18 protein-coding genes are annotated in these 24,239 nt (G+C 49.8%); 2 read left to right on the top strand and 16 right to left on the bottom strand.

Annotated features, from left to right (window positions below):
• Positions 1–56: 56 nt before the first annotated feature.
• From DXB63_RS14325 to DXB63_RS18265, 8 genes are all read right to left on the bottom strand, one after another.
• Positions 57–1,358 carry a sigma-54-dependent transcriptional regulator gene (locus DXB63_RS14325; protein ID WP_369869629.1) on the bottom strand — a complete coding sequence of 434 codons (1,302 nt, stop codon included), beginning with the start codon at positions 1,356–1,358 and terminating at the stop codon, positions 57–59.
• Positions 1,336–3,663 carry an ATP-binding protein gene (locus tag DXB63_RS14320; protein WP_122127083.1) on the bottom strand — a complete coding sequence of 776 codons (2,328 nt, stop codon included), beginning with the start codon at positions 3,661–3,663 and terminating at the stop codon, positions 1,336–1,338. The genes DXB63_RS14325 and DXB63_RS14320 overlap by 23 nt, the downstream gene beginning before the upstream one ends.
• 214 nt (positions 3,664–3,877) lie before the next feature.
• On the bottom strand, positions 3,878–4,771 hold the full coding sequence (locus DXB63_RS14315; protein ID WP_147332290.1) for a hypothetical protein: 894 nt from the start codon (positions 4,769–4,771) through the stop codon (positions 3,878–3,880).
• Positions 4,772–4,840: 69 nt separating this feature from the next.
• Positions 4,841–7,138 (bottom strand): fimbrillin family protein, encoded by a 2,298-nt coding sequence (locus tag DXB63_RS14310; RefSeq protein WP_122127081.1) that lies wholly within the window; start codon positions 7,136–7,138, stop codon positions 4,841–4,843.
• Between the two features lie 46 nt (positions 7,139–7,184).
• Positions 7,185–9,284 carry a fimbrillin family protein gene (locus DXB63_RS14305; protein WP_122127080.1) on the bottom strand — a complete coding sequence of 700 codons (2,100 nt, stop codon included), beginning with the start codon at positions 9,282–9,284 and terminating at the stop codon, positions 7,185–7,187.
• Positions 9,285–9,318: 34 nt separating this feature from the next.
• The gene (locus DXB63_RS18270; RefSeq protein WP_233522868.1) at positions 9,319–9,756 is read right to left on the bottom strand and encodes a hypothetical protein; all 438 of its coding nucleotides are present in this window, start codon (positions 9,754–9,756) and stop codon (positions 9,319–9,321) included.
• Positions 9,757–10,196: 440 nt separating this feature from the next.
• A complete protein-coding gene (locus DXB63_RS14295) occupies positions 10,197–11,315 on the bottom strand; it encodes a DUF3575 domain-containing protein (RefSeq protein ID WP_122127078.1) in 1,119 nt (372 codons plus the stop codon).
• Between the two features lie 399 nt (positions 11,316–11,714).
• Positions 11,715–11,915: a hypothetical protein gene (locus DXB63_RS18265; RefSeq protein WP_233522867.1), complete on the bottom strand. Its 201-nt coding sequence runs from the start codon at positions 11,913–11,915 to the stop codon at positions 11,715–11,717.
• 30 nt (positions 11,916–11,945) lie between these two features.
• Between DXB63_RS18265 and DXB63_RS14290 the strand changes: the two genes are divergently transcribed.
• Entirely contained in the window at positions 11,946–12,770 is an 825-nt protein-coding gene (locus DXB63_RS14290; RefSeq protein WP_233522866.1) for a hypothetical protein, read from the top strand.
• Positions 12,767–13,888 (top strand): AraC family transcriptional regulator, encoded by a 1,122-nt coding sequence (locus tag DXB63_RS14285; RefSeq protein ID WP_122127076.1) that lies wholly within the window; start codon positions 12,767–12,769, stop codon positions 13,886–13,888. Before DXB63_RS14290 ends, DXB63_RS14285 begins: the two co-directional genes overlap by 4 nt.
• A gap of 37 nt (positions 13,889–13,925) precedes the next feature.
• Here DXB63_RS14285 and DXB63_RS14280 read toward each other — a convergent pair whose 3' ends face one another.
• The 8 genes from DXB63_RS14280 to DXB63_RS14245 all read right to left on the bottom strand — a co-directional run bounded on the left by DXB63_RS14280 (position 13,926) and on the right by DXB63_RS14245 (position 24,172).
• Positions 13,926–14,327, bottom strand: a complete 402-nt coding sequence (locus DXB63_RS14280; protein ID WP_122127075.1) for a hypothetical protein — start codon at positions 14,325–14,327, stop codon at positions 13,926–13,928.
• A 2-nt stretch (positions 14,328–14,329) separates the two neighbouring features.
• On the bottom strand, positions 14,330–14,551 hold the full coding sequence (locus DXB63_RS14275) for a hypothetical protein (RefSeq protein WP_122348308.1): 222 nt from the start codon (positions 14,549–14,551) through the stop codon (positions 14,330–14,332).
• Entirely contained in the window at positions 14,544–15,143 is a 600-nt protein-coding gene (locus DXB63_RS14270; protein WP_122127073.1) for a DUF2589 domain-containing protein, read from the bottom strand. The genes DXB63_RS14275 and DXB63_RS14270 overlap by 8 nt, the downstream gene beginning before the upstream one ends.
• The gene (locus tag DXB63_RS14265) at positions 15,140–15,931 is read right to left on the bottom strand and encodes a hypothetical protein (RefSeq protein WP_122127072.1); all 792 of its coding nucleotides are present in this window, start codon (positions 15,929–15,931) and stop codon (positions 15,140–15,142) included. The genes DXB63_RS14270 and DXB63_RS14265 overlap by 4 nt, the downstream gene beginning before the upstream one ends.
• A gap of 11 nt (positions 15,932–15,942) precedes the next feature.
• On the bottom strand, positions 15,943–16,830 hold the full coding sequence (locus DXB63_RS14260) for a DUF2589 domain-containing protein (protein WP_122127071.1): 888 nt from the start codon (positions 16,828–16,830) through the stop codon (positions 15,943–15,945).
• Positions 16,831–16,953: 123 nt separating this feature from the next.
• Positions 16,954–17,496 carry a LytTR family DNA-binding domain-containing protein gene (locus DXB63_RS14255; protein ID WP_122127070.1) on the bottom strand — a complete coding sequence of 181 codons (543 nt, stop codon included), beginning with the start codon at positions 17,494–17,496 and terminating at the stop codon, positions 16,954–16,956.
• 141 nt (positions 17,497–17,637) lie between these two features.
• Positions 17,638–23,742: a helicase-related protein gene (locus DXB63_RS14250; protein ID WP_122127069.1), complete on the bottom strand. Its 6,105-nt coding sequence runs from the start codon at positions 23,740–23,742 to the stop codon at positions 17,638–17,640.
• Entirely contained in the window at positions 23,732–24,172 is a 441-nt protein-coding gene (locus tag DXB63_RS14245; RefSeq protein ID WP_122127068.1) for a DUF1896 family protein, read from the bottom strand. The genes DXB63_RS14250 and DXB63_RS14245 overlap by 11 nt, the downstream gene beginning before the upstream one ends.
• Between the last annotated feature and the right edge of the window lie 67 nt (positions 24,173–24,239).

Raw genomic sequence — 24,239 nt, 5'->3', positions numbered from 1 at the left:
AATCTCTATGCAAAGATAGAATTTTCACTCGAATATTCATTATCCGGCTTTCATTTTTATAGCATACCATACTGTTCCAGCTTTTTGTACAATGTGGTACGGCTCACCTGTAATAGCTGTGCTGCTATCTTCCGGTTCCCGTTTGCTTGTTCAAGAGCTTGCCTTATACGTTCCTTTTCCTGCTTCTCATCTTTGAGCGAATAACAAACCGGGACATCTGCTTGTTTACTGCCGATTTCCAGTTCTTCTTCCGAAATGAGCCCGTTTTCTTTCAGCAATACGGCAGATTGTACCCTTTGCCTCATTTCCCGCACATTTCCGGGCCACATATAAGTCAGCAGGATTTTCCGGGCAGAGGTATCAAAGCCGCATACGGCTTTTCCCAACTCCCGGTTGCCCTGTTCCCGGAAAAAATCGGCCAAAGGCAGAATATCCTCTTTGCATTCGCGTACAGGAGGGACAAGTATCGTAAAGTCCTGAAGACGGTATAACAAATCCTGCCGGAAACGCTTCTCTGCTACCGCCGTTTGTAAATCCTCGTTAGTGGCGGCTATTATCCGTATATTGGCATTCAGGTCTTCTTTCGCGCCTATCGGACGGTATCTCCTCTCTTGTATGGCTCGCAGTAACATCTGTTGTGTTTCATAAGGCAGGTTTCCCACTTCATCGAGAAAAAGCGTACCGCCTTCTGCTTCCTGAAAATACCCCGCCTTTTTCATGTCCGCGCCCGTAAAGGCACCTTTTGCGTGTCCGAAAAAAGCAGACTGTGCCAGATTGACGGAGAGCGAACCGCAATCCACCGGTACAAAAGGTTTATCCGTCCGTTTGCTTTGGAGATGTATTTTCTCGGCGATGTATTCTTTTCCCGTTCCGTTTTCTCCGAATATCAATACCGTCATATCCGTAGGGGCAACCAGCCGGATACGTTGTCGTATCTGGTAAAATGCTTCGCTTTTACGCTCGTATATGTTTTCCTTTTTTCTGCAAATCTGTTCCGACCGTTTTTGTAACTTCCGTATGGAAGGGAGTATTTTTTCTTCCAGTAATTTCTTCGGAACATAATCCTCTGCACCGGATTTCATGGTTTCTACGGCTGTATGAACTTCCGCATAATCCGTCATCATAATGAAAGGTTGGTTTTTCCCTTGTTTGCGCATCCATTGCAGTAATTCGATACCGTTTCCGTCTGCCAGGCGCAGGTCGGAAAGGACGATAGCATCCTCACCCGCAGCCTCTATCAATTTTCGGGCTTGTGCAACGCTGTATGTTTTTTCCGTCTCCATCCCGTTTTTGCGGAGATAATTGCATATATAATCGCAGAATACGGGATTATCCTCAATCACTATTATCTTCTGCATAAGAATCTTGCGTTTTAAATGCCAACCGGATAATAGCTTCTCCTTTCGTCAATACGGCTTTCACCCCTTGTCTCAATTTATCTTCTGAAAGTTCAGTACCATGCAGTATATTATACAAATCCTGCAAAGGTTTGTCCGCATGAATAATAGTCCATGAGCTGCGTAAGTGATGCACTTTCTCGTCCAAAGCCTTCCGGTCGTTATTTTTGTTCGCTTCCGCTATCTGCTCCATATCCTTCTCTGTTTCCCGTATCAGTTTATCCAGCATCTCACCTTTGTTCCGTTCGTACATCAACAGGGGGGAGAGGTCTGTTTCCTCTTCTTGTTTACTGCTTTCGATACATTTCTCTGAAGTCTCCAGCAATTCGGAAGAAGAAAAAGGTTTGCTCAGGTGTGCGGAGAATCCCGCAGTCAGAAAGTCTTCCGTCTGGCAGCTTCCCGAAGCTGTTGCTACAATAACAGGAATAGACCGGGAATTACCTACATTTGACGTGCGTAATAATTCCAAAACTTCATAACCGTTTACTTCAGGCATTTTCAAATCGGTTATTAGTAAATCATATTGTTTTACCCGTATCATTTCCATTAAGTCACGCACATTCCGGCAGGTATCGCACGGAATATTATAACAGGCGAACATATCCTGCGTCATGGCAAGTAAAACCTCGTCATTATCCAGTGCAAGTACGGAAAATTGACGGGAAGGTAAAGCGCTCCCTTGTACTTTGCTTGTTTCAGGTATATTCTCTGCTATTGGTAACGGTATGGCTATGGTAAACATACTGCCTTTATTTTTTGAGCTTTCCAGTTTGATACTTCCATTCAGTAAGGTCACCAGACTCTGCACAATAGGCAAGCCCAATCCGAATCCGTCTTGCGTGGCGGCATTCGGTAAACGCTCAAAAGCCTCGAATATTCGCTTTTGCTGTTCCTTGTCTATTCCGCTTCCCGTATCGCTTACAATAAGGGAATAAAGATTATTCGCATAAATCGTTTTTAGGCTGACAGTTCCTCGTTCTGTAAACTTGATAGCGTTGGAAAGTAAATTATTACCGATTAATATAATATGGTCTTTATCACCGATCACCACAGTGTCCTTACACGGATCTACTTCCAGCGTTAGTTTTTTTTCTTCCGCCAACGGAAGAAATTCGGTTTCGAGTGTGTCGGTTATATCCTGCAAACGGAAGGGTATCGAATTTGCCTGCTCTTTGCCGCTATCCAGGCGAAAGAAATTTAATAAAGTATTTAGCAACGACACCATGTGTGCGGAAGCTCCTCGGATGGCCTCGATATATCGTATCTGTTTGGACATTTCGTGTTGTTGTAGAATCAGTTCGGCATATCCGCTGATAGCCGTAAGCGGCGTACGTAGTTCATGTGTTATCGTAAGCATGATTTTCCGGCGGGCTGCCAGTATTTCTTCGTTTTTCTTTACTGTTAGTTCCAGCTTGTCTATCAGTTTTCCGGTTTTCATCTTATAGCGCTTAATTCGTTTCGTATCCTTATATATAAGGAGATATGAAAAAACGAGCAGTAGCATAATGGTTACTATCAGCCCGCTTGTCAATTGGAAAACTTCTTTTTGAGTTACGGCTATTTCCTGCTCTCCGGTAGAGAGGTCCGTTTGCACCTTTTTATCCATTTGTTGGATTAATTCCTTTAATTGTCGGTTCAAAAGATGGTTTCGGTTAGTCAGGCTATCGACAAGCTCCGCTAATAGGTGGTTTTGTTCTTGTTGTTTACTTATGACATTCCGGTTTAACGAATAGAGCATTGTAGTTGTAGTATTTATTTCGGGCGTTTTCTTCTTGAAAAATCTGAAGAAACCGCCGTTTTTTTTCTTGGATGGTTCCTGTACGCTTTTTTTTGTGATTATAGGAACTTGCAGGGCTATTTGTTCATAGGTGGCTTCTTGTTTTTCTAATATTTCATGTATATGATAGAGTTGTTTCTCCTTATTGGCAAGCAAACGTCGTACGCTGTCAATGCGTTGACTCGGATAAATGGTCTTGAATTTGCGCAATATGCTGTCAAGCCCCATACGTTGGGAACGATAAGTGATTGGGTCTGTTTGGCTCCAATCCATTACAGTTTCGCCGAGAAGGGAAAGTTCCGTCATGCGTACATAAGCATCGTGAATTTCCCGGCGAAGCAGATGGAGACGTTCAGAATCTACTTTCAGCATTTCCATTTTTTGCCAGCCATTCAGATATACACATACGATACAGCCTGTTAGCAAAGCAATGATGGCGTAACCGATGGCTATTTTACGGTATGGTTTTATTCCTTTTATTTGCTTCATTTAGTGTTTGGTCTGTTTGTATGGTTTCAATCCCGTTCACAGGTGATAGACAGAGGTTAAGTCCGCTTTAACCTGTGTGAACGGGATTTTTGTTGTCTGTGAAATAAGTCGAAAATTTTGCCGGGCACTTGCTCCCGTCCGGCATAGGAGTGTTTTTATTGGTTTTCTTTTTCTGCTATTATGCCTCCTTTCTGTTTTATATTTTTTCTTTTTCTTACATTCCTCCGGGCGTCACTCCGCCGGGCGCGAGGTCGGGAAGGGTGTAGGACTGGCCGGAGTAGTCTGTGGCACTGGTGGTGGTACCGGGCTGGGGCGTAAAAGTCCACGTGGCGCCGCTCCGGGTGAGAGTGATGGGGACGGGGATACCCTGATCGTCCGCAACCGGGAGGAGGAAGATGTCTCTGGGGGCGTCGGCGGCAGGGAGGTCGAGAGGGGTGGCGGCGGTTTTAATATTCAGGTCACCACCAGGTAGGTCATAGCTCGCATAGTATCTGTAATTTGCCATCTGCACTCTGTAGCCGGCGGGGATGCGCAGGCGGGAGCAGCAGTAGGTGAAGCTGAACGACCAGGAATCGCCCTGGATGGAACGCTCTCCGGAAGCCTCCATTACCGGAACAGAGGTATCGCTACTGGGAGCCGGGATAGTGATCAACCCGTTCTTACCCGGCTTGCCATTGCCTGCATAGTAGCCCAAGACGTCTATAACCGTGTATCCATCGGGGAGAATAATACGGTTGAAAGAGTTATCGTTGTTAAGTCCCATCTCGCCGGCTTCTGTCTTGGTGAGGTAGTACCATGTGGTGTCGGTGTATTTTAAGGCGGAGTAGAAGGTACCTATATTACCCTCTGTATCCTGAAATGTGGCATACAGCCATACCACATCCCCCTCTTCCCACTTCGTGGCGTCGTCGGTCTGGGCGACGCGGGTCTGGGCGAGGGGTGTGCCGTCGGCGCGGGTCAGGGTGCCGTCGGTGAAGGCGGGCTTCGGGCCCACGGTGATGTTGAGCGAGTGGCGGTCGTCGGTAGGCGCTTCGTCGCCGGGGAGATTGTCGGTGCAGCTCCATGCGCATAGGGCAGAGAGCATTAGTAAAAAGATGTTGCGTATCATATCGATCTATCGTTTTTTAGGTTTGTCATTTTCTTAGTCTTTAAGTTTATAGCTGGCGGCGGAGAATTATCAGTTGCCATTATTCTCCATATCGAGCACGGGCCAGCAGCGGTCGTCGCGCAGCCAGACATCGGAGTTATAATTCCTTTCACTTACGTTGATGCCGTAGGCAGGCGTGGCGGAGGCGTCGTAGAAGGTGGTGGAGATACCGGGGAATATCCAATCACTACTTGTTATTATATTCCATATCTCACTATCTCCCGGCGCCGTGTTATAGGCAATATCGCCTACGCGCTCCTCCAGCCCCGACGTCCCTTTGCCTCCTTCTCCCGCGCCGAAGCAAAAGTCCACGGCGCTGCTACCGTCGTATCCCCCCACAATGGCGCCGGCATGTCCGGAGGCGTTGCCTCCCGCCGTGGCCGTAGCCGTGCCCCGGGCGTAGCTGTACAGGAGGTATCCCCCCTCGCCGAGATACCCCACCAGCCCGCCGGCCCATGCCTGCACGGCGTCCGCGCCCGTATAGGCGGCCGTGACGGCGCCCGTCGCCACGCAGGCCAGGATATTGGCATCGGTGTTGCTGTAGTCGTTGTTGTTGTTGTTCTTCCCGGCTATCCCCCCGGCGCAGAGGGGCTGCGCGTCGGTGGACGTCCCCGCCCCCGTGAGGCTTACGCTCCCCTCCGCCCGGCAGGCAAAGAGGGTGCTGGTATTACCGTCACCGTTGGCCAAGTTCCATCCCACGATTCCCCCCGCCCAGGCTCTGCCGCCGCCTTTCAGCGTCACCTCCGCCCGGATATCCACCTTCGTATGGCAGCGGTTGACGGAACAGTTACCGGCATTGCCCACCAGCCCGCCTACGGAGGCGCCGCCGGAGCTTAAGGTGGCCTCTATCTTCCCCTCTGCCGAGCAAAGGGTCACCGTTGCGCCACTGACATAGCCGGCGAGCGCGCCGGTCCTGTTGCCGGTTGTGCCCGTTATCTCCACGTCCCGCAGGTGGATGCCCGTCAGCAGGGCGCCATTACCCGTGACAGAGCCGAAGAGGCCGTTACTGCCTGCCCCGTGATTGGATTTGATGCGCAGCCCGGAGACGGTGTACCCGTTGCCGCAATAGATGCCTGTGTATTGAATGCCGAAGCTGCCCACCCTGCTGCCTATCGGCACCCAGTCCGCCGCCAGCGCCCGCAGCGCGTCGTCTTCAGACCCGGCCAGTTCCTGCAAGTCGATATCCGCCACTTGCAGGGCGTTGAGGTCAGTCTTTCCCGAGCCCGGCGTCACCCCGTCCCCGTTCACATCGCGGGCAAAGCGTGCGAGGTCTTCCGCCGTGCGTATCAGGCGGAACTCCTTACCGTCGATCTTCGTGGTCAGGATGCCGTCCTGCCAGGGCACGTCGCTGTCGGTCACCGTCACTACCAGGCGGTTTTCCTCGACGGTCACGTTGTAGATGTATTCGTGTCCGCCTTCCAGCATGCTGCCGCTCTCCGCCGCATACCCCAGTTCAGTGCCGTTGGAGAGCCGGGCACTGATGAAGAGTTTGCCGCTCACGTCCTGCGGGGGCAGCAGGGCTTCGTAGGCCACAGCGTAGCCCGTGGGGGTGGCGGCACAACGGTGAGGGGTGACGGTTTGCGGTTGCAACTGATTCCCTCCGGTAGGGACATGGGCTGTCAATGTCCCGGTCTGGGGGTCGATGTCCGCTACTAGGAAGATATTCTTGTCGCCCAGCAGCACGGAGGCACCTGCCACTTCCTCGCTGGTGAGGGAGCCGCCGGGGCGGAGGCGGACGACGACGCGCGTCATGCCGTGGCGGAAAGTGAGTGCGGGGTTGCCGCGGTCGAGCGACTGTGCGGCATAGACGTAATCACGTCCTTCATAATCTTTATCTTTACTCTGGTCTTTGGCGACAGCACATTGAAAAACATATCCTTCATTGACATCATACATGATAACTCCTGTGGGCCCGTAAGCAAGGACATCTTTTCCGGTTTCCCCGCTTTTCCACTCAGGAGGTGTGGGGTCGATGTTCAGGCTGGAAATACTGGGGTCATGTACAAAGCCGCCGTCGGCTGTGCGGTAAACGAAGACTTTCCGCTCGCCGTCTATGTGGACGAGAATCCAGTCGCCTTCCTCGAAGGTTCCGTCGGGGATGGCACGTGAAGTGGGAGCATTGCCGTTGTCGTGCCCTTCGCGTGTGGCGATGGTGGCGCCGAAGGTGACGGAGGTGCCGTCACCGCCGGTAGGGTTTTCCGGCTCGTTGTCCGCGCTGCACCCGGTGAGGACTGCCAGCGTTGCCGTCATCGTTATCGCCGTGGCAAGCCACAGGCGGATGCTGTGCCGCCGGATGGCTTTCGGGATGATATGGTTGTGTATCTTCATATTCTCTTATTCTTTTATTTCTTATTTGGATGAATGGTGGGCGCGGCTACTTGCGGCGGAGCACGGGCTGGTTGCCGTCGGTGACTTCCCAGGTGGTGGTGAAATCCCAGGGGGTGAAGGTGTCGGTGTAGCCTTCGGGATGTTGGTAGCTATCCGCCCATCTGCCCTGTCCCGTCCACCACGAGGCGGCAGGCTTGGCATCGCAGTCCGCACCGTCCAGTTTATCGGGTCCTTTTTCTCCGGAAGCGGTCAGCACTGCCGAGGCATAGTTGTTGACTATGTAACCGCCGCTGATTCCTGTAATGCGGTGGATGCGGGTATTTTTCTGCCCATTCTTGCCTGATATGCTGCTGTTGAGTGCGGCACAGTTGGCTATACGGCTGTTGTTAGCTCCTGCAATGCCTCCCAAATCCACGTCTTCGGCAGTAGCCGTGTTTTCTATCTCTCCGGTGGCATAACAATTGAAGATGTTCCCACCGCTATTATCTCCCGCGATGCCTCCGGCTTTAAGGACGTCCATCTTTCCCGTTGCAGTCACCGTGACATTGGAGATGCAATCGGTGATGGTGCCGAGGTTATACCCGCAGATTCCTCCCACGTAGTAATATGTGCTTTCATCGGTGCCGTCCGCCGTTATCTGCCCGTCCACCCGCAGGCGGCGCACTTCTCCCCCTTGAATATTGGCAAAGAGAGAAAAAAAGTAATAGCTGGCGTTGCTGATGTTACCGAATACTGCCCGTATCCCCTTCACCCCATTGAGGGTAAGGGTATGCCCTCCGCCATCGAATGTTCCAAGGAAAGGCTCACTACTGCTGCCTCCACTGTAGCAATGGATAGCCTCCCAGTTATCAAGCACCAAATCCTTGCAAAGGCGGTAATGCTTCCTTCTATTTTCGTCACTCGCCCCGATGTCCTTCATCCCCTGCACATCCGTGATAAGAACGGGCTTTTCTTTCGTAGAGCCATCGCCCGACCACAGGGCATAGAGGGTGAGGTTTCCGGCAGGCATCGTCAGCTTGCTGTTTTTGGCATAAAACTCGCCGCCGCCTTCGGGCAGGGTGTTCCATCCAGCGAAGGTTTTGCCGGTTGGAGGCGTCAGGGCGGCACCGTCGTTCAGGGTTGTCGTGGCGCCTTCAAGAACTTTGGAGCTGTTCACCATGCCCGTGCCGCCGTTGGCGTCGTAGGTCAGGGTGCGGGCTTCCTGCAGGGTGATGTCCTTGCTGCCGCCGTCCGTCCAGTCTTCAATATCGGCTTTGCTGATTTCGATGCCGGTGCGCTCCACGTTTACATTAAAGGTATAGGAGGTGGAGGGGGCAAGGGCTTCGCCCGCCGTGCCGGATGGGAAAGTGAGCGCGGCGCCGAAGGTGGTGCCGTTCAGCGTCAGTTGCAGGCGCACGGAGTTTGCGGGTTGCGGCCAGAGGATGGCGGTGCCTGTGGGCTGTCCCGCGGTGGTTATGGTGGGCAGTTTTTCGAGGGTGGACGCCGTGCCCGTGGCTTGAGCTTCACCGGTGAGGGTGTTGAAAGTTCCTTCCGTTGCCAGTCCGGTGAGGGTGTAGGTCAGCCCGTCCGTTGGGAGTACTGTTCCGGCACCCGCCTTGAAGTTCAGGATGATGCGGCTCATGCGGTGTGAAAACTGGAAATCGACCTTCGGGTTGCTGCTTTGGGCTGTTTGCTGCGCCCAGAGATAGTCGATGGCGGGCAGGTTTGCCGTGCTCTGGTCGGCAACGGTGAGGGTTCTTGTGATGACGCCGTTGCTGCCGGGCTTGGTGCCGTTCACACCCTCGTAGGGGTAATAAGCGGTGAACTCTGTCGGGGACGTATCCTGAAAGTAGATGGTGTTGTCTTCGCCCGCCGCACCGGATACGGGTTTGAAAACACTGCCGTCGGTTTTGTATTGGATATTGATATAGTTTGTTTTTCCCTTCGCGGAAGAGGTGGAAATTCCGATACAGTCGTCGGCATCCCATACCGTATTTGAGGCGCGGGTGGATGTCACGTTGTCTGCCTTGCCGATAGAGGCGGTGACAATGGCAGCGTTCGAGGCGTTGCCGACGGGTTCATTGTTCTCCTCGCTGCATCCTGCTGCGAGCATGGCTGCTACCACGGACGTGACAGCGAAAAGCCGGGTTGATGTGAATTGTTTCATCTGCTATTTGTTTTTAGTTTATGATTATACTTGATTATTCCATTCCGGCATTTACGTCACTGCCGCTTGTCTCCGTCCAGCCGATAATCGTACCGCCCGTTTCGGAATTTACCGGTGCATATACATCACCGGTAAGACGCATGGGATGGAGTTTGTCGGCATTGAAATCCTTCAACATTTCGCTAAGGTCGGTTTCCACCGTCTCTGTCCTGCCATCGCTGAAGGTAAGTGTCATGGCCATACGCTGTGCCGTTCCCGGAATTATTCCCGGCACCCACACGGCACCGACCAGTTTTCCTTCCAACCGGACAAAAGGAAACGGCACGATAGCCGCAACGCCCGTCACTTCGCCCGTGCGCAAGTCGATGGACGCCGCCACTCCTAACAACCGGGCTTCGATACCGGTAATACGCCTGGGATCTCCTTCGGTAACAACCACTTCGGATTCTATCTTTCGGAAGAGTTGCCGCATGGGTAACACGACGCTCGTCGTATCGTCCGCCACGACATCGGCTACCGTCGTGCCTGCTAACAATACGCCCGGTTCAGGGTGTTGCATCCCGGCGTTGTCCGGGTCATTGTCCACTGTCGCTATGCCGTCCTTTACCGTAACGTGTGCCGCCGGGTTGTAGCCGAGCAGTTCCGTCGGTCCCGGCACGAATAGTCCGGTAAGCGCGGCAACCGGTTCATGCAGGGTGAAGGATGTTCCCGCTGCTTCCGTGATGTATTCCGCGGGAGCGGCTATGCCTTCGCCCCGCCGGGTCCAGTCGGCGGTTATCACGATGGCCCCTTTGTCGGGGTGCGGCGTGTTGTAAATCGGGTCTTTTACATCGCAACCCGCAAGGAACAGGGTCGCCCAGATGCAAAGTAATGTCATTGTAATTTTCATATATCACGTTTTTATAGTTCTACTTATTTGCTGCCGATAGTCCACACGAGGCTGATTCCTGCCTGCGTGGGTCCCCAGAAGTGCTTGCTATTGTTCCGTTCCTTATAGACACGCACGCCGTCGGTCACGCCGTAACTGTCGTATTCAGACCGGGTATATCCCAAACCGAGATTGAAGTCAACGGAAAAGGTACGGGACAGATAGAGCTGGTAGCCTAAAGTTAGTCCTACATTCCAGCACTTCCCCTGATAACCGGTATCTTTGGATAGGACACCGCCCAGCATATACTTATATACATTGTATTCGCCATAGTTGCCTGATACCCCTGCATAAAAGCGTTTGTCGCGCAGCAGGTACCATCGCACTTCGGGCGAGAGCATCCATATCTTCTGTACCTTGCCGTGCTCACCGCCCCACCACGAGAGGCTGCCGTCCAGCTTCACGCCCAGATCACGGTTCACCCGCCATTCCACGCCGAGCGTGGGAAGCAGCATGGCATCATACAACACGTTCGTGCGCACGGCAAAACGGTAGAGTTGTTCCGGTTCTGACGGCAATCGCTCCGCGACGGGTGCGGGTTGTCGTTCCACGTTCCCGTTGGCTGCAGGTTGCTTCTCCGACACGGGTTCTTCCTTTTTCTTCACGGTTACCTCTTGCGGTGCGGGTTCTTCCCGCTTTACTTCTTCTTTAGCCGGTTGCGGTTCCACGACGGTTTTGGCCGGAATGCGGAGCGTCACTACCACTATATCCTTATTATTATGGTACGCACGCGCGTAATTAGCCGTGACGAAATCCGTTTCTTTCAGTCCTTTCCGGGTGATAAGTTCCGATTTCACCCGGTTGGCACGAATAAATGCCGTGTGCAGATTCTCTTTGGCGGTTGGCAGCGAAGCGCAGTAGCCATCCACCTGCACGGGTATTTTGCCTTCTGTAATCTCTGCTTTGTGACAGTCAATCAGCCCATAGAGCCGTTCCAGTTCCGCTTCGTTACCCGCACGGGTAAACATATTCTCACCCGGAAGAAAACGGAAGGTGACAACCGTATCCGCCGCAGTAGTTTCAGATGCCCGTGCAGGGGAAATTCCGGTGAGCGAAACTCCCCAAAGCAAGAGAACTGATAGAATTTTGTGTAAATGTTTCATAGACTTATTTGTTAAATTTCATATTATTTCTTATTAATATCAGACATTGGGTAAAACAACGATCGGATATTATTTAACTATCATTTATCAATAAGCAAAAATAATCGAATCCTAAATCAGACTGGTGACAATTTCACAAAATCCGTTAGGACAAATCGTATGTAGGGTACTTTTTTCCTTAGGACAAATCGTAAAACGCCCTCAAATAAGTATATAATAGCCTATTTTTTTCATAAATCCGGTTTGCTTTGATTATATTTTAATATATTTGCAGTTATGGACCTCATCACTTCATATACTATGGCTATGGCTGTACTTATTCCGGCCTTTTCATCCGCCGCATGTGCAGCTCTGATTGCTTTCGCATTGCAGGATTGCCTGACATGGGAAGAGATGATGTTAAAAAAAATCACATTCGCCTACTTCGTTGTCGAGGGCATCGCCTGGTGCATAACCTTTTGTTACCCATTCTGTCCGGCGCTGTTCGTTTGCCTGAATGCGCTGTGCCTGCTGTCGTATGTGTTGATACCTGTATTCTTCTATCGCGTTATCCGTTACCTTACAAGGCTGGGACAGCCCGAAAACTTCTCTCCGCTGCATTACCTCATCCCCGGTTTGCTGGCGGCAGTCATGTTAGTGTGGTCGTTTCTGGTTCCCTTCGACGTGCAAGTGGAAATCGTGAAAGGAAAAGCGCTCGTATTTCCACGGGGCTACGAAACTTATGCCCATTTCTTCACTCTCAAGCTTTTCTTCCGTCTCCTTTGGGGAGTGGTCTATTATATCCTAACAATAGCCCTTTTGGCAGGATACTATAGGAAAGCGGGCAATCAGAATTTGAAATGTAAACCTGCCCGCTGGGTACTGTTCCTGATTGGCATATCCCTCACTTCGTTGATTTCTTCATTATTGCCCGCCTATAAGCCCCGCGGCGAAATACTGTACTCCTTCGGAACCTTGCTGGTGACAACGGGTATAGCCGCACAACAAATATTGCTTTCCTACCATATCATACGCCGGAAATATATGCTGTACTACATGCCGGAAATCGTGGAGAAACCGGTTGCGGAAACGCGGGTAAAGCCCTGGCGCAAGCAGCATACCGGCAAGCTGAACCGCATCCGTTTCGAGAACTTTATCGGGGAGAGTAAACCGTATCTGAATCCTGACTACAAAATAATCGATCTCGTGGAAGATATGGATGTAAACCGCACTGCACTCTCCGCTTTCATCAACCGGACATACGGAGTGAACTTCAACCGGTACCTGAATCGGCTCCGGCTCAAAGAACTCGCCCGGCTTCGTTCGCAGCCCGAAAATCAGGGCAAAAGCATCAGTTCGCTGATAGACAAGGTAGGATTTAAGGACTTCCGTAATTACTCCCGTGCCGTTGCGGCGGAACGGGATGCCGCCACCGAAAGAAAGGAAGCGGGCAAGAAGAAAGGAGGTCTTGAATGATACACATGAAACTGGCGGAAGCCTTTGCTTTTTCGGCTCCTGTGGTATGTGCGGTAATCTGTATGATAATGATGCTGATGGACGCCCATGCACGCAGGTCTAACCCGGTTGAGAGACGATTGCGCCTGTTCCTTGCCTTTGCCTATCTTGTTTCATTACTGGGATGGCTGGGCATGGTGTTTTTTGTTCTCAGCCCCCGCGTCTTCGTGTATTACTATACGGTATTCCTGTTGACGCTGATGCTTGACCAGGTGATGATTTACAGGTTCGTTTCCATCATTACCAATACAGGGGAACATCCCAAGTTCAACCGTTTGCATCTGATTATACCGCTTCTCATCATTGCCGTCTCGGCAACCGGTAGCCTCCTTGTTCCGGTGGATCGTCAAATGGACATTATTTACGGAGATGCCGGTTACAATAGCTGGTTCCGGGTAATGTACGTGACGGCAACTGTCATATTCGTTGTTTATAATTCTTTATATCCCGCATTGAACCTGCGGAATATACGCCGTTACAGAGAATTTATCGTGAACTATTCCGCCGATGCGTATTATACCTCCCTTAATTGGCAGACTATCATCCAGGTGCTCATACTTGTCACGGTACCACTCCCTTTTGCGGGGCTTCTGATAGGTGTTCCGGTCGCTGCTGTCAGTTCTCTGCTGCTGTTTGGAGCATTGGCATATTTTATTAATTACCTTATCCTTTGTTTTAATCTGCTCAATAGCAATTACCTTATTATCCAGCCCGATGCCCTGAAAAACGATAGCCCGTCTATGGCCGCAAGCATCGACCGCAAGCACTTCGAGCGTTACCTGCGTGATAAGAGTCCCTATCTTAATCCCCAATTGCGCATCACCGATTTAGCCGCGGGGCTGAATACCAACCGCAGCTATATATCGGAGTTTATAAGTAAGGAATACCAGATGAATTTCTGTAGCCTGATTAACCGTTGCAGGCTGAACGAACTCGACCACTTACGTTTACTCCCCTCGAATGCAACCAAGAGCAATATGGATTTGGTACTTATGGCAGGCTTCAGCAGCTATCGGAGTTATCTCCGGGCAAAGAAGGAAGAGGATAAACTGGCGTTATTGAAAGTTTTTGAAAAGTAATCGTTTTTGAGCAATAGCTTTTTTAATATGTCAAAGATCACTTTACTATTTTGAATACAATTTCTTTAATCCCGTTGAGCTGATAATCAGAAGATAACAGTAGTCGGGATATATAGACATTGTTTTCCGGTGCATAATAACTTTTCAAAGTTATGCCTTCAGATGTGTATTCGGCTTTTCCGTCTTTGTTATAGGAACATACAACGGTACTGTTTCTGCATAATGTCCTGTATAGATTATACACGTCCGCAGCATCGCGAACTTGTATAATCTGTATATGTTGGTGTTTTCTATCCAACGGACGGCATTTAAAGCAGGACATATCCGAAAGGATTGAATTTAAGACCTTTTCTGTCTCAAGTAATCGGGAATAAGCTGTTTTAATACCGACCTTCTTTAAAAACAGAAAAAGCGAATCTTTAAATCCGGAGCGTTTCATAACTATTTTCCGTCAAAGTGTGAAGCCTTTTCTACATTCTTTTGAGCATCCATTACTTTATTCATTGCTTCCATTGCTTTTTGTGAACTGGCTTTATCAATAGTCAATTGCAAATTGCAAACCGGGCAAACGAGAGAAGAACTTGTTACAAGTTCCTCCATAGAGGTCGGAATGAAACCTCCACATACCGGACAGCTAAAACCGCCGACTTTGTCTCTATTCATGTTCTGCATCATCTTTTATTTTATTATTCTCAACTGATTTAAACTCCATATTATTAACAAACTGAAGAAAACGCGAAAGTCCGCCGGGCAGATCGGCTTGATGAAGCCTCACATTCACTTTCATATTGGGCATATATGCGTTTGTACATTCATCGCTGGAACTCTCTCCCGAACGGAAAGATCGCAAGGCTACGCGCAGTTGGGGTGGTATGTGGCATTCGCTCTTTGGCAGGTCGGAACTCCCATCGAATAAAAAAAATGCTTCCTCCTGCGATTCCGACAGGTCCGCAATTCGAACATTGAAGCCGAAGTCTGCCTCCTTGACTTGCAGCAAGGGCAACGGTAACAGGGAAAGAATCGGTATATCCAACGATTGTGTGGTACCGACTGCGTCCGTGTACCAAAAGGTCAGTGTGCGCAAATTGCCTGCCTCGTCCGTTCCTTTGTCATAATGTTCAAAAGCAAGCTCGCACATATTGCTGTAGTACCGCTGGGCTGCCGCCGTATCGGCATCCACTGTTGCTACGAGTGTGCTTGAAAGGAGATCACGCAGGGAAACCACCTGCGAGCCTGTTGTAAGCGTATTCATCATTGTTTCTCGTTATGGGGTTCAACATAATTAGAAGAATCAGGCAGACTCAGTTTCAAGCGGATGGAGTGAATGCATTCAGCAGGGACTTTTTCAAGTCCTGCCGAATCCACTATCACGTCGGCGGTAGGTACTATCCGTTTGGTTGAAAAATTGTATCCTGATACCTGTTCTTCCACAAAAGGTCGAAGCATGCTGACAGCGTTATTTTCCACCTCTTCTCGTGATTGCCTGCTTTTTTTTCTGTTAAACAGGCCTTCGATGTCTGGTAAGCATAAAAAATCGCTGCGGATTATGCTGCACAAAAGAGTAACAAGCGGTTCTGTAAGAAGAGATCCTTGCCCGTCAAGAACGACACCTATACCGGAAATCAACCGGCTATATATCCTGCGGCTCAGGTAAGTAAGTAGTTTACGGTATTCTTTGCTTTCTTCAGACAGCAATACCCAGATACGCTGCGCCTCGCCGTCGGTGGCTACATCGACAGCTTTTATCGACGAGATGATGCCAGCGATAGTTACTTTAGCGGTCTGATGAGAGAAGTTTTTCAGAAAGGAATAAAGTTTTTGGTAATCAGTTTCTACCTGTTCACGCTGGGATTCCGCATTTTCAATGCCATATTTCAGGTTTAATTCAATGTTTCCGATAGTAGCGTATGGTAGGGTAAAGCCATTGGCTTTACCCCCCTCACGATATTCGTTCCGCAAACTTCCGGCATAAAGATTCGCTTCATGCTGGGCTTGAATGACGTCATTCAAAAGCGTACTGATGATTTTGTTAAATTCAGCCATGCAGGGTTAGTTTACTTGTTAGCAGGGTTTACGATTTTTTTCACTTCAACCGTCTCACTAAGATCTCCGGCTACCACTGTATAAATTCCTGTTTTTTCCAGCCTGAAGATACGACTGTTACTCTTGGCATTCAAAATTTTATCTTCATCTGCATCACTGGGTTTTATCTCGCCTGATGAATCCCTTACTGTAATCCTGGTTGGTTCGTAACGTCCATCCGGATTCTTATAAGTAACAATCAGCTGTTCACTAAAACCACTGTCCGATTCTACTTCAAAAAGATTGCTGTTAACACCCAATTCCCCCTTGGGGTTGCAAACATTGAGTGAACTGTTCAATATTTCGAGAACCTTAGCAAGTCCGGCAGGCATGTTTTCCTGTCCGGCGCGGATATCTACATCCATCGTGTATTCCACACTGTATTTGGAATCCTGCGTGGCACGCGAATCTTTTTTGGAAGAATAACCGCCTTTTAGGCTCATTTTGACACCCCACATTCCCCAACCAAATAAGCCGCCACCTGTTATATCCGTATTAAACTGGTCATTGCTGACCCTTTCCTCAGCGGTGCTGGATGCTGCTGACAAATTAGCCTTGAAAGAAATATCGATGTTCTGGATAGCAATGTAAGGAATCGGGATAATGGATAGCAATGGAATATTCAAACGGACTGTGTTTCCGTTCTGGATGAAAGTGAATGCCACGTTAACGGCCTCTTTCGTATCGTCCTTGCCATCAACTTTCTTCATGCCTACTTCTTGAATAAATTGCCACGTTGTTTTTGCAGCCATAGCCTGTGCCTTAATACAGGCGTCAAGTGGTGAACCGATAATCGTTGAAAACGGTATCGCTTGCAATGCGCTGGTTGCCACTTGTGAAGGTGTTGTATCAATTTTCATAATAATTCTTTTTTTAATTGTGATTATTAATTGTTGTTAGCTAACTTCATCACCAAAATTCGCGAAAGTACCGGACAATAAAAAAAAATCTTGCCGGACAACGGTTTAATCCACCCGGCGGCGTCATTTGTCATTTTTGTCTTTGACACGCTTACGTGAACCGATACAGATAAACTCTTCACTGATTTTATCTCTGTATTCCCTGCCGACAACGATTTCTTTCCCGTTTCTCAAAATCACCATATTGCCCCTATAGGTATCCACATATTCCAAATGAACTATAAATGATCGGTGTATCCTTTTAAAACACGCCGGATTCAAATAATCATATACTTCATTCATCGGCATAGACACATTCAGGCAAGTATTGTCTTCCAAATGGACATCACAGTAATTACGGGCAGCTTCCAGATAAGCGATCTCTCTTATTGCCACTTTTTTATATCCCGATCCTTTGCGTATGCACACATGGTCGTCATATTTTCTGATGACCGGAAGTTCGGCAGTTACTTTATCGGGAATGCTGACCGACAGTATGAAGCTGTTGATAAAATCCAATAATTGTTTTTTATCTATGGCAAGCTGCATGACGGTTATATCTTCTTCATCTTTTTCTTCGATAATAATAATTTTTGTTCTTATCTTGTTTCTTTTTGTTTCTTGCATGAATAAAGCGTGTTACATCTCACAGACACTCAAATAAACTAAAATTTAATGGTTTATCGGGTGTATGCTTCCCGAATGACCGAATAATCCACCCGATAACATAATAATAAAGGTTGCCAAGCACGGCAACCTTTACCCTTATCATATTTTTAAGCCTTTTACAACAGGTTTGATTTCAAGAGGAGCGTCTGCTATCGGATTACAGATTAAATCAGAATATGCAGGTGGTATCATATTCGGGCGTTGCCCTTGTTGCATTTCTGGTTTCCTTGTCTGTTCTTCCTGCTGTTGCTCTTTGTCCGGTTCTCCGGCAGAAGGGGTGGGTGGTGTCAGTTCCAGTTGTATCTTCCGGTCCAGTGTGGCAAGTTCCGTCTTTAATTGTTTCAGCTCGTCTTCCTTTTTCCATACTTTGCCTGCCATTTCCTGCAACACCGGCAGGTCTTTTTCCAGTACATAGTTCTTTTCCTGGTACTGCTCGACCATACCCGGTATTTTTTCCATTGCCCGGAAAAAGTTCATGGCAGCGGCTTTAGTATCTGCCATAGCGATAGCGCCGTTATTGTAAGTGTACTTGTAGTTCCCTTCAATAACGAACCGGTTCTGCGTCAGTGCAAGCCCGCCGTCCACAACGCTCTCGCTTTTCACCTTGATAGGGAATCCGTACAGTTCCCCGATAGGGGTGTACTCTTTTGCCGTAGTGGTATTCTTGGCAATCTCCTGTAACCTTGTTCCGATGCTTTTCTCGTCCGCTGCATCGAAACCGTGCAGGCGCACCGGGTTCAGGCGGTTGCCATCCCCGTCGGTCTGCATACGGCTGCTGAATGTTTCGTAATCCTTGCTCATCAGGTCGATACGTGTCCGGTTCTGCCCGATCTCCTCCTGTTTATCCTTCAGCTTGCTTTCCGCACCCATCTTCGCTTTGAGGAAAGTTTTGCGCTCGCTTTCCAGCGAGGCTATTTTCTTTTCTAATTTCGCTTTGTCCAGCAGGTCGGTATTACCCGAAAGAATCGCCATGTATTCCGAGAAGTTCATGCCGTTCTTCTCGTCCATCGAACCCTCGTCGATGGTACGTGCGCCCATCGCGCCGCTTTTAAGCTGCGAGATGAACGTCTGCTTGCAGTGCAGCAGGTTAAACTTATAGCTGTCCAGTGTCTTTTTCGTGGCGTAAATGATTACATCCACCTTGTTTCCGGCAAAGAACTTCGCTATTTCGTTACCCTTGCGCACCGCCCGGCCGTTTCTTTGGGAGAGGTCGGACGGTCGCCACGGCGTATCCAGATGATGCACAGCCACCGCCCTTTTCTGGGCGTTCACGCCCGTTCCGAGCATACTTGTCGAACCGAACAGCACGCGCACCTTGCCCTCGTTCATTGCCTTTATTACCGCTTCACGTGCCTTGTCCGTCTTGCACTCCTGAATAAAGCGTATTTCATCCGCTGGAATCCCGTAGTCCTCCACCAGCTTGCGTTTGATTTCGCTATAAATGTTCCACTCGCCGGGTTTGAAGGTCCCCAGATCCGAGAATACGAACTGCGTACCCTTCTGTTCGTCAAATTTCTTATAGTATTCGGCAATCTTGCGGGCGCAGTGGCTCGCCTTGTTGTTCGGGTGGTCGCTGTACTTTGCCGGATCGACCATACGCATATCCAATGCCATTTTTCTTGCATAGTCCGTAGCAATCAGCATCTTCGCTTTCTCTTCCGTGTCCGACAGCCTGCCTCGTCCCAGTATAGTGGCGTCGCCTGACTTGGCAAACTCCATCAACTTTTCTATAAACGCTTCCTGCTCTCCCGTAGGTTCGATGTCATACAGTATCTCGTTCATATCCGGACGGTCCACGCCCACGTCCTCCGCCGTGCGGTAGTCCGTTATCTCGTTGTAGAACGCAGCCAGTTCCGGCACTTTGATAAAATATCGGAAACGCTCTTTCTGCACCACGTTGTTCGTTACCGAGAACTCGAAATCGGTAGTTTTTTTGGCAAAGATGGCAGCCCACGCATCAAAACAGGAGATGTTCTGCCGTTCCAGTTCCTGCGGACGCAGGTATTTGAACAGCAGGTACAGTTCCGTCAGGCTGTTACTGATGGTCGTTCCCGAAAGGAACGTCGCACCGAGGTCCTTGCCGGAACGTTCCTGAATGGTGCGGATGGCGTACAGCATGTTCAGCGCCTTTTGGCTTCCCTCGCTGTTTCCCAATCCGGCTACACGCCCGTGCCGGGTATTGAACATCAGGTTTTTGAACTGATGGCTCTCGTCAATTAGGATATGGTCGATACCCATTTGTTTGAAGTCCACCACGTCGTCCGTCCTTACCTTTATCGCATCGGCGATTTTTTCCAGTTTCGCTTCGAGGTTGTGCTTCCGCACTTCCAGTCCCTTCATCATCCCGCGCGAGATGTCTTTTCCCTGCTTGCGCAACACTTCCAGATTTTCTTCCACCGTATCCAGTTCCGCTTGCAATATCTCTTCCTGCATTTCCGGCGACTGCGGTATCTTACCGAATTGGTCGTGCGACATGATAATGCAGTCATAGTCGTTATTCTTGATATTATTGAAGAACTTCACCCGGTTCTTGGTCGAAAAGTCCGCTTCCGAAGCGTAGAGGATACGGGCGTTCGGATAGGCGGTACGGTAGCACTCGGCTATTTCCGCCACGTTCGCTTTCAGACCGGTGATAATCGGTTTATGTGCCAGTCCGAGCCGTTTCATCTCATGTGCTATAACACACATTATCAGGGTCTTTCCTGTACCCACCTCATGGTCGCAGATACCACCGCCATTCAACAGCGACATCCAGATACAATCTTTCTGGCTCTGGTATATCTCTTTGATATTGTATTTCCGTTCCAGTCCTTTCAGGTCCAGGTCGGGAAAGGTCTGGTGGCTTCCGTCATACTTCGGACGGACGTAGCAATTAAACTTCCGGTTGTACATATCGGCAAGCCGTTCCTTGAACTCCGGCGACTGCGCTTCCAGCCAGTCGGTGAAGCCCGACCGTATCTCGTCGATTTTGGCATTGGCAAGCTGTATGCCCTCGCTGTCCCGCACCTTGATGTCGTTGCCGTGCTCGTCCTTTCCGATACTTTTCATCATGTCCGGCACGGTATTGTGCAGCGCATGACGAAGCAGGTTCAGTCCATTGTATAGCTTATAGTGTCCCTGTACGGCATATTGTTGGGTAATCTTTGCGTTGGTAGAGCCGCATTCCGCTGAAAATTCGTCGATGCTCTTCGTGTACGATATATTTACTTTCGCACCGTATAGATAGGACATATATGCCGAATAAATACCTGTCGGAATCCAACGTTCACCGAAATTGAAATCCAGTTCTTCAAAGCTGATAGGGCGGGGTTGCGCTTCATGCAGCGCGGCGAGTGAGGCTTCTGCTGCTGCTTTCATCGGATGGCTTTCGCCTTCTTCCTCGTTTGCCGCCAGCCATCTGGAAATATTTTCCGCTTTTTGCACCACATTCCCGGCGATGAAGCGGTCCTTTATTTCGTAATGGTCTTTCAGTGGATTATAATAGATACGTCCTTTCAGTTCCTCTGTCAGTTCCTCCCGGTCGGTTCCCGTGAGCGACTGCATATAATCCAGATCGACTTCCCCCGTCCGGTTCAGCGAGAGTGCCAGCGCCTCTGTCGCTGTTCCCACATGGGTTGTTTCTTCAGTGGCGAACGATACGGGACGGTCGAAGATGTCCGCCCTCACGATTTTTCCGTCTTCTTCCCGTTCCAGTGAAAGCGTGTCACGTCCGGCGGCATCCATCAGAATAAGTTTCACGTTCTGCTTGGCATTCAGGTTCCCATACCGCATCACGAACTCGTCATAGTGCGTGTTCAGGTGCTCGCGCCACTCCTTGTCCTCTTCCTGCTTCTCCGCTTCGTTGGCGTAAAGCCGTTGGTATGCGTCGCGCAACCGGATATACTGCTGTGCTTTTTCTTTCTGTACGGAGTCGAGGTCAAGCGGTTGGAAGGTTGCCCCCAACGGGGTTACACGCTTCAGTACGCCTACCTGATAGCGCACTCCCGCGGTATATTCCCACACGAGTGAACCTTCTTTCAGGTGTGCGTCCACCGGACGGGAATACGGACGCGGCTGCATCTCCTGCTCATGTCTGCGTTGCCGTTCTTCTTTCGTCAGTGCGGCTTCTTCCGCACGCATTTCTTGTTCTACTTCTTGCGCACGCCGTTTCAGGTCTTCCGCAGGGGCATTTTCAACGGGATACATCCATTCGTTACCATTGGAAGTTCCGTTACCATTGGACGTTCCGTTACGGCTCGTCTTTCCGCCGTTGTTATCCGCCGTCACGTTAGTGGCGCCGGTCGTTCCGGTCGTTTGTGTTTTCGCCGTCTTCATTTCCCGGTGCAATCCGGCTTTCTGCCGCAGTTCCTCCCGCCTTTCGGGTGTCAGGCTCATCATTGTTTCATAAAAACCGTTAATGGGCGGGTTCGTTTCCCAATTAATGGCGGCATACACCTCTTCCGGATCGGTATTTATCGTTTGTGCCGACATCTGCGCAGCCGTCTGTTCCGCAGCCATCTGTTCCGCAGCCTGTACCGTATCTTCAGCAGTGCTCGCTGCCGGATTTTCTCTCTGGCTTGTGTGTTGCGGTGAAATGGTTTCCGGCTGTTTTGTCGTACCTTTCGCCGTTTGCGCATCTTTCGCATCGTTTGCCGCTTGCGGCTTCACATCACCGAAAAGGTTCTTCTGTACAGGGGTGGTTTTCCCTTTTCGTTGGGGACTTTTCTTCTTCTTTATGCCTTGTTGTGCCTCCCTTCGTTCTGCCTGCGTAAATCCGAACAGGTCGTACAGTGTCAGCAGGGGGGCAGTCATTGGCTCTGCCTCTTCCTTTTCTTTCTTTACATCCGTAGTGGTAAAAGCGAACAATCCGCCTTCCACCGGCATTGCTGTTTTTTCTTTTTCCCTTTCCTTATCTTCTGTTACAGGTATTGTTCCTGTAATTGCAGCCGTTTCAGCCGTCATCTCTTCCGGCAACCGTTCATCCTTTGCAGGAACGGTATTTTCAGGCGCAGTTCGTTCTTGTATTTTTTCCGTCTGCGGTACGGCAGTTTTTCTCTGCCTGATAATCTCCGCCAGATAACGCATAATGTCGAGCCGGGCGTTACAGTCCATCCCCAACTTCTCGTACACATCGTCTGCGATACCTTGCACGCCGCCCTCGTGCAGATATTCCATTGCGGGTTTTCCGTAAGGATCTGTCCCCATTTTCTGTTGGGTACAAATAATCCGGTCGGGGTACTCCCGGAAATATTCGTTCACAGCCACTCCCTTATCGGACAAATACCCCCCGCAAAGCAAATCCTCGTCCACACTCATATCACCCTTGTCCCTGTTCTTTTGGAGTACAATCAGGTCACTGCCTACTTCCGTTCCCGCACCGTCCGTAAACAAGTTGTTCGGCAGGCGCAGGGCGGAAACAAGGTCCGCGTGCCTGAACATCTCCCTCAGTACGTTTTCATTCCGTCTGGAATTGACAACGCCTTGTGAAGTAATAAAGGCTACGATACCGCCATCCCGCACCGCATCCAGCCCTTTGAGGAAAAAATAATTATGTATCGACTTCAATGCCGTGCGTCGTTCCGCCGACTTGCTGTTGCTGAAATCGGGATCGAATACGGCAATGTCTCCGAAAGGAATATTGGAGAGAGCCACATCAAAGTGACCGTTGAAATACTTCTCCATCTTCTCGAACCCTTCCGTGCGCACCTTGCATTCGGGATAGAGTTGTGTCAGGATTTTACCCGTCAGCAAATCCTTTTCAAAAGCCGTCATATCCGTTTGCGGGTAAAACTTCCGGTACGCATCCATGAACGCCCCTTGACCGGCGGACGGTTCAAGCAGGAAGCGGGCTTCCACTTTGTAATTTACCAATGCTTTCGCAATGCCTTCCGTCACCTCACGGGGCGTGTAGAAAGCCGTAAGCACCGAATTTTTCAGCGAACTGACATAACGCTTGTATTGCCGTTCATCCTTGCTGTTCTCACGGATTAGACGGTGCAGTTCCACCGTCAGGGGAAACAGGTCGAGGTCGCTCTTTGCCCAATGGACGGCATCGGTCAGTTCATCCGCAGGATTGAGAATACATTTCAATCCGCCGAAACCGCAATAGCGTTCCAGCACCTCCCGTTCTGTGGGAGTGGCCGTTCTGCCTTCTTTCTCCAACGTGAATACCGTCCGTATCGCCTCGATGTTGTCCCGCAGCTTCGCTTTGCGGTTAAATGCCATACTCTTCCAGATAAAGGGCTACCGCACCCGTAAGCTCGGTGTAGAGCAAGTCATGTTCGGGCGATTGGGCAAAATCGTCCGTCAGTTCATAAATAGAAAATACATTTTCAAGCAACGGCAGCAACTTCCGGGCAAAGGCAGGAATCTCTTCTCCGGGCAGTTCTCCCTCGAACTCACTTTCCAGTACATCACGCAACAGATCGTACTTGGAAAAGTGCAACCCTTCCAGCAGGCTTTTCATCGCCAGTTCCTGCGCTCCGGCAGCGGGATAACCTTCACGGAAACTTTGGTCGTACACGTTGGCGGCACGCTGCGCACGTTCTTCAACAAGTGCCATGTCGTTTGCCTTGTCGGGATGGCTCTCTTTAAGGTAGTTAAGCAGGTACAGACCGTAGTAGTCCAGCTCCGTATGCTTCTTCTTTCGGCTCATATTCTTATGGATTTAGTGGTTTTGTGGAATATTTAGGATAGGATAAAATAAGGAAAGGGTATAAACG

The organism is Bacteroides sp. OM05-12 (assembly GCF_003438995.1).
GTDB lineage: Bacteria > Bacteroidota > Bacteroidia > Bacteroidales > Bacteroidaceae > Bacteroides.
Note: the sequence above shows the minus strand (reverse complement) of the source record. Positions and strands in the feature narration are given on the sequence as shown.